The organism is Sulfuricurvum sp., from assembly GCF_041651515.1.
Lineage (GTDB): Bacteria > Campylobacterota > Campylobacteria > Campylobacterales > Sulfurimonadaceae > Sulfuricurvum.
Window position 1 is genome coordinate 206088 of record NZ_JBAZJF010000004.1, and the last position, 16027, is coordinate 222114.

Annotated in this window: 12 protein-coding genes and 5 tRNA genes; all 17 read right to left on the bottom strand. The window is 42.7% G+C overall.

Translation table 11 applies throughout. The annotated features are described in order from the left end of the window. Positions 1–126: 126 nt before the first annotated feature. Entirely contained in the window at positions 127–4635 is a 4509-nt protein-coding gene (gene rpoC / locus WC407_RS08965) for a DNA-directed RNA polymerase subunit beta' (RefSeq protein ID WP_373022287.1), read from the bottom strand. After that, on the bottom strand, positions 4628–8773 hold the full coding sequence (gene rpoB, locus WC407_RS08970) for a DNA-directed RNA polymerase subunit beta (RefSeq protein ID WP_373022288.1): 4146 nt from the start codon (positions 8771–8773) through the stop codon (positions 4628–4630). The genes rpoC and rpoB overlap by 8 nt, the downstream gene beginning before the upstream one ends. 167 nt (positions 8774–8940) lie before the next feature. Continuing rightward, the gene (rplL, locus tag WC407_RS08975) at positions 8941–9309 is read right to left on the bottom strand and encodes a 50S ribosomal protein L7/L12 (protein ID WP_373022289.1); all 369 of its coding nucleotides are present in this window, start codon (positions 9307–9309) and stop codon (positions 8941–8943) included. Positions 9310–9375: 66 nt separating this feature from the next. After that, positions 9376–9861 carry a 50S ribosomal protein L10 gene (rplJ, locus tag WC407_RS08980; protein ID WP_373022290.1) on the bottom strand — a complete coding sequence of 162 codons (486 nt, stop codon included), beginning with the start codon at positions 9859–9861 and terminating at the stop codon, positions 9376–9378. A 105-nt stretch (positions 9862–9966) separates the two neighbouring features. Beyond that, positions 9967–10665, bottom strand: a complete 699-nt coding sequence (rplA, locus tag WC407_RS08985; protein ID WP_373022291.1) for a 50S ribosomal protein L1 — start codon at positions 10663–10665, stop codon at positions 9967–9969. Positions 10666–10733: 68 nt separating this feature from the next. Next, positions 10734–11159: a 50S ribosomal protein L11 gene (rplK, locus tag WC407_RS08990; RefSeq protein ID WP_373022292.1), complete on the bottom strand. Its 426-nt coding sequence runs from the start codon at positions 11157–11159 to the stop codon at positions 10734–10736. A 21-nt stretch (positions 11160–11180) separates the two neighbouring features. Continuing rightward, positions 11181–11711 (bottom strand): transcription termination/antitermination protein NusG, encoded by a 531-nt coding sequence (gene nusG / locus WC407_RS08995; protein ID WP_373022293.1) that lies wholly within the window; start codon positions 11709–11711, stop codon positions 11181–11183. 9 nt (positions 11712–11720) lie between these two features. Then, a complete protein-coding gene (secE, locus tag WC407_RS09000) occupies positions 11721–11906 on the bottom strand; it encodes a preprotein translocase subunit SecE (RefSeq protein WP_373022294.1) in 186 nt (61 codons plus the stop codon). A 61-nt stretch (positions 11907–11967) separates the two neighbouring features. Next, positions 11968–12043 (bottom strand) — tRNA-Trp (locus tag WC407_RS09005). A 29-nt stretch (positions 12044–12072) separates the two neighbouring features. After that, positions 12073–12225, bottom strand: a complete 153-nt coding sequence (gene rpmG, locus WC407_RS09010; RefSeq protein WP_373022295.1) for a 50S ribosomal protein L33 — start codon at positions 12223–12225, stop codon at positions 12073–12075. 37 nt (positions 12226–12262) lie between these two features. Beyond that, positions 12263–13462: an elongation factor Tu gene (gene tuf, locus WC407_RS09015; RefSeq protein WP_373022296.1), complete on the bottom strand. Its 1200-nt coding sequence runs from the start codon at positions 13460–13462 to the stop codon at positions 12263–12265. Between the two features lie 94 nt (positions 13463–13556). Further along, positions 13557–13631, bottom strand: a tRNA-Thr gene (locus tag WC407_RS09020). A 92-nt stretch (positions 13632–13723) separates the two neighbouring features. Beyond that, a tRNA-Gly gene (locus tag WC407_RS09025) sits at positions 13724–13800 on the bottom strand. A gap of 3 nt (positions 13801–13803) precedes the next feature. Continuing rightward, positions 13804–13889, bottom strand: a tRNA-Tyr gene (locus WC407_RS09030). Positions 13890–13944: 55 nt separating this feature from the next. Then, a tRNA-Thr gene (locus tag WC407_RS09035) sits at positions 13945–14021 on the bottom strand. Between the two features lie 67 nt (positions 14022–14088). Beyond that, entirely contained in the window at positions 14089–14826 is a 738-nt protein-coding gene (locus WC407_RS09040) for a YaaA family protein (RefSeq protein WP_373022297.1), read from the bottom strand. A gap of 3 nt (positions 14827–14829) precedes the next feature. After that, complete coding sequence (locus WC407_RS09045) at positions 14830–15978, bottom strand: calcium:proton antiporter (RefSeq protein WP_373022298.1); 1149 nt, start codon at positions 15976–15978, stop codon at positions 14830–14832. Between the last annotated feature and the right edge of the window lie 49 nt (positions 15979–16027).

Here is a 16027-nt window from a genome sequence, read left to right on the forward strand (position 1 = left end):
CCGCTAATTAAAAGGGGACTAATAAACGCGAAATGTTACCCGATTTTTGATTAAATATAGCTTATTTTAAGGAAGTTTTAAATTGAAGAGAAGAGGGATGAATATTTTTGGCCTTAGCCAAAAATATTACTCGCCGAACATAATGGTTTGATCTTTATAGATACCGGTACCAACTGGGATAGTACGGCCGATAATGACGTTCTCTTTAAGATCGGTCAAGTCATCGATTTTTGCCGCTACCGCTGCTTCGGTCAAGACTTTTGTGGTGTCTTGGAACGATGCAGCCGAAATAATTGAGTCAGCACTAACCGCAGCGCGGGTAATACCTACGAGGTACGGTTCAGCAATTGCCGGCTCTCCACCGAGACGAAGAATTTTTTCATTCTCGATTTTAAACTGCACCTTACTGGCCACATCGCCTTCGATAAATTTCGTGTCGCCGGAACGAACGATTTTAATCTGACGCAACATCTGAGTAAAGATAACTTCGATGTGTTTGTCGGCGATATTAACCCCTTGACGGCGATAAACTTGTTGTACTTCACTGACAAGATAGTTATACAACGCTTTAACACCCAAGATTCTCAAAATCTCGTGTGAGCTGACAATACCGTCGGTCAAACGCTCACCGGCGTGAACAAACTCGCCCGGATGAACCAATGCGACAAGATTTTTATCAACAAAGTACTCTTTAACCATTCCATTTTCAGAAGTGATCAAGATACGCTCTTTACCACGAAGCGGTTTACCGAAGCTTACTACCCCGTCAAGTTCAGCAATCAGCGCGATCTCTTTAGGTTTACGTGCTTCGAAAAGCTCAGAAACCCGTGGAAGACCCCCGGTGATATCGCGTGATTTTTGTAGTGCTTTTGGCGTTCTTGCCAAAATATCAGCCACTTTTACATCCGCTCGATCTTGGGCAAAAATCGCTGTTTTCGGCTCAACCGCATAACGGATCACCGAACCGTCGTTTGCTGCAAGGACGATCGCCGGTTTGTATTCCGGAGCAACATACTCGTTGATCATCAAACGGGTTTTACCGGTCAATTCGTCAAACTGCTCAGATGCCGTAACACCTGGGATAATGTCTTCAAAGGTAATGACACCATCGGTCTCAGAGATGATCGGATTGGAATATGGATCCCACTCTGCAATGACCGTCGATTCTTCTTTAGCCGGTTTAGCGATCAAGGTATCCGCTTTTACCGCTTCGTTATCGTTAATTTCGATTACGGAACCGCGAGCGATATAGTGACGAATCGCTTCACGATCTTCACTGTCAGCAACAACGGCGAAAAGACCTTTCTCTTCAACGCTGTACCCTTTTGCAATTTCGTGATGACGCTCAAGATAATCGCCTTTGAGAAGGTAATATTTGATAGTCCCTTTCTCTTTAGCCAAAATTTTCTGCGTTACCGGAGCACCGTCTTTAACTTGAATTTCAGATGCATACGGAATACGGTTAGGAACATTCCATCCGTCTTTAATGGTTTCGACAATAGATTCATTCTCTTTAACTACACTGCCATTTTCATACGGCATGAAGAATTTACCTTCGATTTTACCGCTTACCCCTGCAAGTTCATTCGGTTTTGCCACTTCATTTTTGCGAAGGGTATAGCGAACGGTTTGGCTTTCACCTTTAACACTTACAATGGTTTCATCATGAATGGTTTGAATCTCAAACGTTCCGTTAAACGGAGCTTTGATTTTCGGCTCTACCAATAGGATTGCCGCATTACGACGATTCGCAACAATTTGTTTCCCCTCTTTAGAGAGGTATGTTTTCATGTTGTAATAACGGATGAAACCTTCTTTAGTCGCAACAACTTGACGCTCTTCACGTGTACTTGATGCGGTTCCCCCAACGTGGAAGGTACGAAGTGTCAACTGTGTACCCGGTTCCCCGATTGACTGAGCGGCAACGATACCGACGGCTTCCCCTTTTTTGACGATTTCGCCGGTTCCAAGGTTCAGTCCATAACACAATGCACATACACCGTGTTCTGTTTTACAGGTTGTCGGAGTACGGATTTGAACCGATTTGATTCCCGCCTCAACCACTTTGGATGCTTTGATCTCATCCATCAAGGTACCCTCAGAGTAGAGGATCTCATTTGTGATAGGATCAATTGCATCTTCTGCCAATACACGACCGTAAATACGATCTTCGAGCGGCTCGATCAATTCATTACCGACAGAGATATCAGTCAATTCGATCCCCTCATGGGTACCGCAATCGTGCTCAATAATTTTGACATTTTGAGCAACGTCAACAAGTTTACGAGTCAAATAACCCGCATTCGCTGTTTTAAGTGCTGTATCCGCAAGACCTTTACGGGCACCGTGGGTCGAAATAAAGTACTCAAGGACGTTTAGACCCTCTTTAAAGTTTGAAATAATCGGGGTTTCAATAATCGAACCATCTGGTTTCGCCATCAAACCACGCATACCGGCCAACTGACGGATTTGAGCCGCAGATCCACGCGCTCCAGAGTCCGCCATCATAAAGATCGAGTTAAATCCGTCTTTATCATTTTGAATAAGGTCCATCATACCGCCGGCAACGGTATTATTGGTATCTGTCCAGACGTCAATAATTTTGTTATAACGCTCTTGCTCGGTCAAAAGACCCGCTTCGAACTGCTTTTGGATCTCTTTTACACGGTTTTTAGATGCAATAATCAATGGAGCTTTCATCTCCGGAATAATGATGTCCGTGATAGAAATCGATACACCCGATTGTGTCGCGTATTTGAAACCGAGATCTTTCAAATCATCCAAGAAACTTGCAGTAACGCTCAATCCACCATGCTTATTGACATAGTCAACAAGGATAGAGATATTTTTCTTTTTCATAACAACATTCCAAAGCTCCACCGGAACGAAATCAGGGATAACCGATTGGAAAATGATACGACCCGCTGTTGTATGGATCATACGTCCATCCACGCGAGTACGTACTTTTGCGTGCAAATCAAGAGCGTTATGCTCTAGTGCAATCATAATCTCATCAACATTGCTGAAAAGTTTATTCGATCCCTTAACATCATTTTTACCCAATGATAGGTAATAAAGACCCAAGACCATATCTTGTGATGGGGTTGCAATCGCTTTACCCGATGCAGGAAGCAAGATGTTCATAGAAGAGAGCATCAATACTTTACACTCGGCTATCGCTTCCGCACTTAGTGGAATATGAACCGCCATTTGGTCACCGTCGAAGTCCGCATTGAACGCCGCACAAACGAGTGGGTGCAATTGAATCGCTTTACCGTCGATAAGTTTCGGGTGGAACGCTTGGATCGAGAGTTTATGCAGTGTTGGTGCACGGTTAAGCATAATAGGATAACCCTCAACGATTTCTGCAAGACACTCCCAAACTTCATTGGTTTTCTCTTCAATCATTTTTTTCGCCGCTTTCACGGTGGTTGCGTACCCTTTATCTTCGAGTTTTGCAATCAAATGAGGTTTGAAAAGTTCCAATGCCATTTGTTTAGGCAATCCGCACTGATCCATACGCAAGCTTGGTCCGACAACGATGACCGAACGGCCTGAGAAGTCAACACGTTTTCCGAGTAGATTCTGACGGAAACGTCCTTGTTTACCTTTGATAATCTCAGAAAGTGATTTAAGAGGACGTTTGTTCGCCCCTTTAACCGCATTTGCACGACGACCGTTATCAAACAATGCATCTACCGCTTCTTGAAGCATACGTTTTTCATTACGTACAATGATTTCCGGTGCTTCAAGCTCGATAAGACGTTTCAAACGCTGGTTACGGTTAATAACACGGCGATAGAGGTCATTTACATCCGATACCGCAAATTTTCCACCATCGAGACTTACCAACGGGCGAAGTTCAGGAGGAAGAACCGGCAATGCCGTAAGCATCATCCATGCAGGGTTGTTACCTGAATTCAAGAACGATTCGATAACTTTAAGGCGCTTGATGATCGTTTTACGTTTTGCTTCCGAATTGGTCTTTTTGACATCTTCTTTGAGTGCAGAAAAAAGATCTACAAGATCAAGTTCATCCAATAGATCACGAACCGCTTGTCCACCCATTTCAGCAGAGAATCCGCTCTCTCCATAACGCTGAACCAAAGTACGATATTGCTCTTCGTTCAATACATCGTATTTAAGTACCGCAGAAGTTTGCTCACCGTCATAGTACGCTTCTCCACCGGTTTTAACGATATACGCTTCATAATACAATACGCGTTCAAGATCTTTCATCTTCACGCCAAGAAGCGTTCCGATACGGCTTGGAAGTGAACTGACATACCAGATATGCGCTACCGGAGTTACAAGATCAATGTGACCCATACGTACACGGCGTACTTTGGCTGATGTGACTTCTACACCACATTTTTCGCAGATAACACCTTTGTAACGCATTTTTTTGTATTTGCCGCACAGACATTCGTAATCGCGTACCGGTCCGAAAATTTTCGCACAAAACAATCCATCGCGTTCCGGTTTAAGGGTACGGTAATTGATCGTTTCCGGTTTTTTAACTTCACCGTGGCTCCATGAGAGAATTTTCTCAGGAGACGCAAGGCGAAATTGAAGTTGTTTAATGTCTGTAGGACGATTCTCTTCCGTTATGGTAACAGGTACTAATTTACTCATTGTCATCTACCTCGTCAAAAATCTCAATATCGAGCGCCAACGCTTGGAGCTCTTTGGTCAATACGAACAACGTCTCAGGGATACCCGATGCAGGAACGCTTTCACCTTTTGTAATCGCTTTGTACGCACGGACACGTCCGTCCACATCATCCGATTTGATTGTTAACATCTCTTTGAGTACAGCTGAAGCACCGTATGCTTCAAGTGCCCAAACCTCCATCTCTCCGAAACGCTGTCCGCCGAAAAGTGCTTTACCACCAACAGGCTGTTGAGTAACGAGAGAGTATGGTCCCGTTGAACGAGCATGTACTTTCTCATCAACCAAGTGATGGAGTTTAAGCATATACATGTAACCGACATTAACACGTTCTTTGAGCTTGTCTCCGGTTTTACCGTCGTATAGCTCCATTTTACCGTCGTTATCAAGTTTAGCAAGTTCAAATAACTTACCGAACTCTTCCGCATTTACCCCTTCGAAAATCGGAGTAGCAAATTTAACCCCACGTGACCAATCTTGAGCGTATCCAAGGAATGTCGCATCATCCATAGCACCAATCGTTACAGCAGCGTTCATAAGTCCGGCAACATCGGCGATAGTGATCATTTTAGCACGAAGTTCACCGATAAACTCTTTTTGTTTGGTTTCAAAAATCTCTTGAAGTTGGAAACCGAGTTCGCGCCCGACCATACCAAGGTGCATCTCAAGGATTTGCCCGATATTCATACGAGACGGAACCCCGAGTGGGTTCAAACAAACGTCTACCGAACGGCCGCTTGCCATGTATGGCATATCAACTTGAGGAACAATCGTCGAAACGATACCTTTATTCCCGTGACGTCCCGCCATTTTATCCCCGACTTTGAGCTTACGTTTAGTCGCGATATAAACTTTAACGAATTTAACAACGCCGTTAGGGAGAATGTCGTCTTTTTCCAAGATAGAGAGTTTTTCTTCGTGTTCGTCACGGAATTTTTTCTTCTCTTTTTGGAAGTGATTTTTAGTTTGGTTGTACTTCTCTTGTATATCGTCTGCAAATGCTTTTACGATGTTGTTCATCGCAAAACGGTTTACCTCTTTTAGATCATCCGCTTTTACATTATCACCAGCTTTATAATCGTTTCCGTTGATGCTAACATCACTGATAAGTGCATGTTTGGTAAGTAATGAAACAATACGAAGCATCTCTTCTTTGTCGATCATAAGTAAACGATCGTAATGTTCACGCTCTAATTCATCACGTTCATGCTTTTCGAGCTCAAGAGTGCGAGGATCTTTATCATACCCTTTTTTCGTGAAGACTTTGACATCAACAATAACCCCTTCCATACTTGGCGTACAGTAGAGTGATTTGTTAACGACATGACCTGCTTTTTCTCCGAAGATTGCGCGCAATAGACGCTCTTCAGGAGTCGGTTTTACTTCCCCTTTAGGAGAAACTTTACCGACGAGAATCATCCCACCTTTGACATAGGTACCGATTTTAACGATACCACCCTCATCAAGGTGCGCCAATTCATCATCACGAACGTTTGGAATATCCCGTGTGATCTCTTCAACACCGTGTTTGAGTTCGCGAGCTTCTGCCTCTTTTTCATAGATATGAACCGAGGTAAATGCATCTTCGCGAATCATTCGCTCCGACATAACGATAGCATCCTCAAAGTTATATCCGTTCCACGGCATAAAGGCTACAAGAGCATTGATACCAAGCGCCAATTCACCTTGATCCATATTTGGACCGTCAGCAATAATTTGACCCTTAGCAACTGCTTGCCCTTGTTTTACGATCGGTTTTTGCAAGAATGTCGTATTTTGGTTGGTACGAAGATTCTTTTGCAACGGATAATAATCGATAAACGTTCCGTCTTCATCTTCACCCATGATATACACGTGTTTCGAGTCAACTTTCTCAACCACACCGCTGCGTTCTGCTTTTACACACTCCCATGAGTCACGAGCAACAAGTTTTTCAACCCCTGTTCCAACCATCGGTGCTTCAGGACGCAACAACGGTACGGCTTGACGTTGCATGTTTGATCCCATCAATGCGCGGTTCGCGTCATCGTGTTCAAGGAATGGAATCAAACTTGCCGCAACACCGACAACCATGTGCGGTGTCAAATCACGTAGTTCACACTCTTTAGGAGAAACAAGTGGATATTCACCATCTTGGCGTGTTTCAACCAAATCATCCAAAAAGTTTCCGTTTTCGTCGATACGGCTTGATGCTGCAGCAATGACTTTACCCTCTTCTTGAGTAGCCGTCAAATAAACGACTTCAGAAGTTACGACACCGTCTTTAACAACGTTGTACGGCGCTTCAATAAATCCGTGTTCATTAACTTTTGAATAGGTTGCCAACGTATTGATCAAACCGATGTTTTGTCCCTCAGGAGTTTCAATCGGACAGATACGACCGTAATGGGTTGGGTGAACGTCACGCACTTCAAATCCGGCACGCTCTTTAACCAAACCACCTTCTCCGAGAGCGGATAGACGACGTTTATGGGTAACTTCCGACAACGGATTCGTTTGGTCCATAAACTGTGACAATTGTCCACCACTGAAAAATTCCATAATAGTAGAAGTGATCATTTTTGAGTTGATCAAATCATGCGGCATCAACTCAGTAGTAGGTCCGCTCATTGTAGAAAGTTTGTCTTTGATCGCTTTTTGCATTTTGATCAAACCGTTATGAAGCTCGTTACCAAGCAACTCGCCGATTGAACGGATACGTCGATTTCCGAGGTGGTCACGGTCGTCGATATGACCTTGACCGTTTTTTACTTTTATAACGTATTTAACCGTATTAATGATATCTTCATTGGTTAAAACGGTTACATACTCAGGTATATTTAGGCCTAATTTATGATTCATTTTCATACGACCGACACGTGTCAAGTCATAACGTTCAGGATCAAAGAAAAGTTGGTTAACAAATACTTTTGCTGCTTCTTTTGTTACCGGTTCACCAGGACGCATTACTTTGTAAATACGAATTGCCGCTAGATCATTTTCATCTTCAATAATTTCTGTTTGACGGAGTAATTTCAATGAATCGGCATCAGCGATAAATGCATTAATGATAGCACTGTCATGTCCTTCAGCTAAGTCGTTTGCAATAACAAACTCTTTAATTCCGGATTCAATCATCTTTTTGAGTTTAGTCTCATCAAGTTGTGCCATCGTATCAAGCATAACTTCACCCGTTACTGCATCAATAATCGGCTCAGCCAAATGACGTTCAATTAATGTTTCAATCGGGTACTGAATCGCAGTGACACCATCTGCTATCAATTTTTCCGCTTTTTTCGCTGAAAGGCGTTTTCCGGCAGCGACCAATAGTTTACCGTCACTATCAATTAGATCGTAGCCCAAACGGCCTTCAAAATGTTCTGGATCGAAATCCATCAAATATTTGTTTTCTTCTACGCGAATTTTTTGCAACGGATAGAACATTTTCAAGATATCTTGTTTACTGTAACCAAGTGCACGGAACATGATCGTAACCGGTACTTTACGGCGTTTGTTGATACGCATATAAAGGATATCTTTTGGATCGTACTCAAAATAGAGCCATGAACCACGGTCAGGAATAATCTGTCCGGTAAAAATCATTTTACTTCCGGCAGTACTTGACTCTTCTTCTTTGAAGATAACCCCAGGACTTCTATGCAGCTGATTTACAACAACGCGTTCAACACCGTTGATGACAAACGATGTGCGTTCAGTCATTAACGGAATGTCACGTATGAAGATCGTCTGTTCTTTGATATCTTTAACACCGGTTTTTTCTTTGGTATTTTCATCACGGTCCCAAATCATAAGACGTGTTTTCATACGCAAAGAGACCGAGTAGGTCAAACCACGTTCCATACACTCGCGTACGGTGTACTTAGGGCGTCCTACTTCAGAGCCCAAATATTCAAGTGAAAGACGGTTTTGTGAATCGTGAATCGGAAAAACCGATTGGAATACGCGCTCAATACCACTTTTGGTACGATCTTTTTGATCCAACATTAGAAATGATTCATATGAACTTTGTTGAAGTTGTAACAAGTTCGGAACTTCAATTTGCTGGGGAGTTTTCGCGAAATCTACGCGTAAGCGGTTTCCGGAGTGAAGAGTGTTTAACATAGGCTACCTCAATCGAAATATATAATCCCAAGGGGATAAGTGCAAAGTCTGGGGGAAGAGCGTCCTCAACCCTATAACGACGTATGGGCACTTTAGCAAGATGATTAAATCAACTCGCTAAAGCGCCCGTTGGGAGGTGGAGGCGCAAGCCTCCAATCAGTAAATGATTATTTGATTTCGACAGCTGCGCCAGCTTCTTCAAGCTCTTTTTTCGCTGCTTCTGCAACGTCTTTCGCAACGCCTTCTTTGATAGTTGTTGGTGCACCTTCAACAGCATCTTTAGCCTCTTTAAGACCAAGACCTGTAAGAGCACGTACCACTTTAATAACGTTGATTTTTTTGTCACCACCGTCTTTCAAGATAACATCAAATTCAGTTTTTTCTTCTACTTCAACAGCAGCAACTGCAGCACCAGCTACAGCAACAGGTTGTGCAGATACACCGAATTTTTCTTCGAATTCTTTTACAAGCTCAGAAAGCTCAAGTACAGAAAGGTTTGAGATAAACTCAAGAACGTCTTGTTTTGTAACAGCCATTGTATTCTCCTATGATATTTTAGTTTTTATGCCGATATTCTTATCAGCGGTTTTTGGAAGCAGCAATTACGCTGCTTCTTCTTCTTTTTTGCGTTTAAGCGCATCGAGTCCGATTGTGAAGTTGCGAACTGGTCCCATCCAAACGGATGCCAACATTCCAAGCAACTCTTCGCGTCCCGGTAGGGTTGCAAATGCACGAACTTTAGTTTCATCTGCTGCTTCACCGTCAATGTATGCAGTACGAATAGTAAATTTATCATTCGCTTTTGCATACTCAACTACGGTTTTCGCGGTAGCGATTGCATCATTACCCCAAATGAAGATATTGGTATCTACGATATCAATACCGCTCATTTGTGCATTATTCAATGCGATAGTTGCAAGGGTATTTTTTACCACTTGAACTTTCGTATCTTTATCACGTGCAAGTTTGCGGAGTGCTTCAAGGTCTGATACCACTAAACCGCGGTAATCACACATGACAACAGAACTAGCCGTTTTGAACTCTTCTGTAAGAGCGCTAACGATTTGAGCTTTTTGTGTTTTAGTCATTATTTCTCCTTTCCAGACATAACTTCAAGCGGGGCGGAGTGACTCCGATTAAGGCTAACGCCCCCTACTGTCTTAAGTCCATAAGATAAAGTATATTTTTTTGAATTATAAACGGATATCAAGAAGCTCTTGAGTATCAAATTTGATTGCCGGACTCATAGTTAATGAAAGGGCACCGTTTTTGATATAACGGCCTTTAGCCGTTGATGGTTTTGCACGGTTGATAGCACCAACAAATGCTTTGATGTTCTCAGCAATTTTATCCGTATCGAAACTTACTTTACCGATACCGGCATGGATATTACCTTTTTTGTCAACACGGAAATTAACTTGTCCGCCTTTAACGTTGCTTACCGCTTTTGCGATATCTGCAGTTACGGTTCCTGTTTTAGGATTCGGCATCATCCCTTTTGGCCCGAGGATACGTCCTACTTGACCAACAAGACCCATACAATCCGGTGCAGCAACAACGATATCAAAATTGATGTTGCCTGCTTTGATTTGCTCAACCAAATCTTCAGCACCTACAATATCAGCACCGGCAGCTTTAGCTTCGTCTACTTTAGCACCTTTTGCGAAAACCGCAACACGAACCACTTTACCCGTACCGTGAGGAAGCACAACGGCACCGCGGATCATTTGGTCAGCGTGACGAGGGTCAACACCTAGGTTCAATGCAATTTCAACGGTTTCGTCAAATTTAGCCGATTTAAGTTCTTTAACGAATGCTGCCGCATCAGCTACTGAGTAGCTTTTTGACATATCGATTTTTTCACTAAGTTGTTTGTAGCGTTTTCCAGCCATTTTAATTCTCCAATATTAGAATCTGCCGCAAGGTTTAGCCTCTTTGCGGTCGAAGAGTAGTGTAGAAATTAATCTACGATATCAACACCCATAGAACGAGCAGAACCGGTAATAGTTGCGGCAGCTGCATCGATATCATCTGTATTCATATCTTGAATTTTTTGCTTAACGATTTCCATCAATTGAGCTTTAGTGATTTTACCCACTTTGTTTTTCATCGGATTATCAGTCCCTTTTTTAAGACCTGCTGCTTTCATAATGAGAGCAGAAGCCGGTGGCTGTTTAGTGATGAATGAAAACGTTTTGTCCGCATATACCGTAATAACAACAGGGAGTTTAAAACCTGCCTTATCTTTTGTACGCTCGTTGAACGCCTTACAAAATTCCATGATGTTAACACCACGTTGACCGAGTGCAGGTCCAACCGGAGGGGCTGGATTAGCTGCGCCAGCTTGTACTTGCAACTTGATGTAGCCCGTAATTTTCTTTGCCATTTGTGCTTCCTTTTTTTGAGATTAAATAATTTTTTCGACTTGCGTATACGAAATATCCACCGGAGTACTTCGTCCGAAGATAGATACATTAAGCTTTAACGTTCCATGCTCAAGATCATACTCATCCACTGTACCGGTGAAATTTGCAAACGGACCATCCACGATACGAACCATTTCAGCTTTATCAAAAAATACTTTTGGTTTCGGAGCGGAACGATTCGTTACACGATCCAAGATAACCGCAATGTCATTTTCACTGAGAGGGGTCGGTTTATTCGACTCACCGATAAAACCGGCTACACGAGGCAGTGATTGAATACGGTGCTGCAAATCTATTGAAAGATCCATATTGGCAAACACATACCCTGAGTACAATGAACGCTCAGTAATTTTTTTCTTGCCGTTTTTTACTTCGATAACATCTTCTGTCGGAACGATTACTTCTGTAATCACTTCTTGTAGATTGTTTTCGGCAATAATATTTTCGATAGCCGCTTTAACACTGCGCTCGCTACCTGCATACGTTTGAATCGAATACCAACGATGTGCCATGTTTATTCCTTATCTCAAAATTGCCGAAACGGTAGACGACATGATCAAATCGACCAATGCCAAAAACAAAACGACGAATGCAACAACAACAACAACAGCAATAAATGCTTGCTTTACTTGCGGTTTCGTCGGGAAAATGACTTTCGCAAGCTCTAACTTAGCATTACGGATATAGTGGTTTACGCTGTTTTTCATCATTAATCCTTAGGACATTTCCAACGAATAAAGCCCTAAAGCATCATTCGTCAAAAATGGGTGGCAGGCCAGGGGGGATTCGAACCCGCAACCATCGGATTTGGAATCCGGCGCTCTACCATTGGAGCTACTGACCTATAAAACCCTCAAAAAGAGGGAACTAATATTAAAGTTTTGCTTCTTTGTGAATGGTGTGTTCACGACAGAATTTACAAAATTTACGAACTGAGAATTTCTCAGTATGAGTTTTTTTATTTTTTGTTGTGTGATAGTTACGACGAGTACACTTCTCACAACCCAAATGGATAATTTCACGCATGTTTGACCTTATGTTCCGACCCTAAGGCCGGATAAAATTATGCAAGGATTTTAGAAACAACACCTGCACCGACAGTACGTCCACCTTCGCGGATAGCGAAGCGAGTACCCTCTTCCATAGCGATTGGGTGAATCAATTCAGCATTGATTTTCACGTTATCACCAGGCATAACCATTTCAGTACCTTCTTGCAAGGTGATAGCACCTGTACAGTCAGTTGTACGAACATAGAATTGTGGGCGGTAGCCGTTGAAGAATGGAGTATGACGTCCACCCTCTTCTTTGCTCAATACGTAAATCTCAGCCTCAAATTTTGTGTGAGGAGTGATTGATTTAGGTTTACAAAGAACTTGACCACGCTCAACATCTTCTTTCTTAGTACCACGAAGCAAGATTCCGCAGTTATCGCCTGCTTCACCCATTTCCATCTCTTTACGGAACATCTCAACACCGGTTACAGTTGTTGTTTGTGTATCACGGATACCAACGATCTCGATCGTTTCACCGATTTTGATTGTACCACGCTCAATACGACCAGTTACAACCGTACCACGTCCAGAAATTGAGAAAACGTCCTCTACCGGCATCAAGAAATCTTTTTCAGTTTCACGAGTAGGCTCAGGGATATATTCATCAACCGCATCCATCAATTTAATGATTTTAGCAGCCCAGTCACCGATAATTCCAGCTTTAGCTTCTTCAAGAGCTTTAAGCGCAGAACCTGCAACGATTGGAGTGTCATCACCTGGGAAATCATACATATCTAGAAGCTCACGGATTTCCATCTCAACAAGCTCAAGAAGTTCTTCATCATCAACCATATCTTCTTTGTTCATGAAAACAACGATATATGGAACACCTACTTGACGAGAAAGAAGGATGTGCTCACGTGTTTGTGGCATCGGGCCGTCTGCTGCAGAAACAACAAGAATAGCACCGTCCATTTGAGCAGCACCGGTAATCATGTTTTTAACGTAGTCGGCGTGTCCAGGACAGTCAACGTGCGCATAGTGACGTTTATCAGTTTCGTACTCAACGTGTGAAGTAGCGATCGTAATACCGCGCTCGCGCTCTTCAGGAGCGTTGTCGATTTGATCGTAGTCCATAAATTTTGCACCAGTTTTTGTAGCAAGAACCGCTGTGATCGCTGCTGTCAACGTAGTTTTACCGTGGTCAACGTGACCGATTGTACCGATGTTAACGTGTGGTTTATTACGCGTAAACTTTTCTTTTGCCATTGTGTCCTCCGACTGAAATTGTAAATGAAATTGGAATTATACCAAAAAAACAGCTGAAATAGCTTTCAAGCTTCAAATATTACAAAAATATTACTGGAGCTCACGAGCGGATTTGAACCGCCGACCTCTTCCTTACCAAGGAAGTGCTCTACCCCTGAGCCACGTGAGCATAATGATACATTTGTATTGGAAGCTTAAAAACTATTTTACGGTTTTATGGTAATGATGAAGTAGTATTGCGAAATGTACTTCAGCTCCCAGTGGAGCGGGAAACGAGACTCGAACTCGCGACATTCAGCTTGGAAGGCTGACGCTCTAGCCAACTGAGCTATTCCCGCAGATGGTGGTGAGAGAAGGATTCGAACCTTCGAAGATAAAAATCAGCAGATTTACAGTCTGCCCTCGTTGGCCACTTGAGTATCTCACCACGGCCATAATCTGGTCTAACACTGATAATTGTAATGCGTTTCCAATTTCGTCAATGGTGCCGGCACGAGGATTTGAACCCCGGGCCTATTGATTACAAATCAATTGCTCTAGCCAACTGAGCTATGCCGGCATATTCCGAAATGGAGCTGAAATTATAGACATTTCATTCTAAAAAGTCAAGTGATTCTCAAAAGAAATTAGATAATTTCGTAAATGATCTCTTTTGTCCTCTTGGTTTCAAGGATTTCTTTTAGTATCAGCCCCTCAATATTAAGCGCCAATAACGCGTTTATGGACTCTACCTTCGATAATGCCGCTTCACGCAACACTATCCCTCGATACGCTTTTGCCCAGTGACTCACGACCTTCCCCTCTTTCAAAAACTTCAACGTTGCAGCCTTATTTTTGGGAACATAGAACTTATCATAGAATCCGGCACGAATATCTAATATTTCTCTATCGCCGATCATCTCATCCAAAGCACTGCTAAAATGGGTCTTGTAAAATTTCTCGGGTGCAACCGTATCGATCGCTGAGCCTTGTTTGAGTTTATAATCGGGAATTTGATCATCCGCACGGATCGGTCCAAATAAATTCGAGAAGAGGATAACATGCGAATCAATATAGCGCTGTGCTTGCGTGGAGAGCTCCAGGTAATTTAGATAACCGTATGCCACGCCATCGTAACGTTCTATCGCTTTCATTGTAGGAGCAGCCTCAAATGGCTTTTTATACCGTATGAATTCGTTTTCATCTTTAATACCGAACAATGCCGAGAGTGCTTCTTGGGTTCCCGTTTGGACTAATGTTTCATATCGCTTAATGATCTCAAGACGATTGGAATAAAGTTCGGGGAAAAGAAAAGACGTTTCAGAGAAGCTCGGGAGAAGACCGCCCTCTCTCTTTCCTTCGCTGGGTGCAAATAATATAACCATTGTTTAGTAATATGCCGCAATAATTGCATAGCTGATAAAGAACATCAAATGTGACGCCCCTTCAAAATAGTTGGTCTCCCCTTCTTCGGTCGTTTTCCAAACTAATATAATCGTCAATAGCAGCGCACCGATCTGGAGCGGATTAAAATCAAGGGTAAGATTGATTCCTGAAAAATGAGCCAACAACATCAAAATCGGAACCGTCAAAATAATCGATACCGTCGATGCTCCCATTGCAATATTAACAACACGCTGAATCTGATCGTTGCGGGCAGCACGAACCGCCGTAAAAATTTCTGGTGATACGCTGATAATAGCAATGACCAATCCGGCCAACCCCGCAGAAATACCGTAATCACGAGCAATTTTGACTCCATTGCCTGCAAAAATATCCGCCCCCAATGCAATGACGCCGATCAACATAAAAATAATTAAAAAATTGACCGTTGTGCTGAAATGTTCAAAAATATAATCACTTGAGTCATTCTCATCAATTTCACCCTCTTCCTCTTGAAGTTTACGTTTGAGACGGAAAAAACGGCTTCGGGCTGTTGCTTTAAAAAAATGGGTGTGCGTACGCGTTTGAAAAATAAAGATGACAAGATAGAACAATAGCAATACACCCGCAATTAAATGACTTACTTGCGTTAATGAATCTATTCCGTGATCCGTATGGCTCAACAAACCGGGGACCAGCAGTGCCGATGAGGAGACAAATAAAACGGTACTGTAGGCGCTGGAGGTCTCTTTATTGTGTTGCTGCTGACTAAAAGCGAGTCCACCCAAAAAGACGGCAAGCCCGAGCAAGACATTCAAATCGACAATTACTGCCGAAATAATCCCCCCCTTAACCGTCTCCAAAACCTCTGGACTGTGACGTACTTCAAGTAAAATTACGTATAAAAGAATGATCTCTACCACAACGGCACTAAAGGTAAGGACAAAGCTGCCATAAGGCTCTTGAAGACGTTCAGAGAGGATATCAGCTACTTCGGCTACAGTAAGAGAAAGAGCGGCAATAGCGACTGCGGAAAATACCGTCGCCATCATCCCATCCCCTTCGTGATGAAAGAAAAAAGCAAGTGTAATAGAGACTACTCCTATGAATATGTCCCAGTAATCTTCGATAAAGTAGCGTATCCGCCTGTCCAAAAGTGTATCCTTTTTTTTTACTAATTCAGTATAGATGTAATGGTATCAT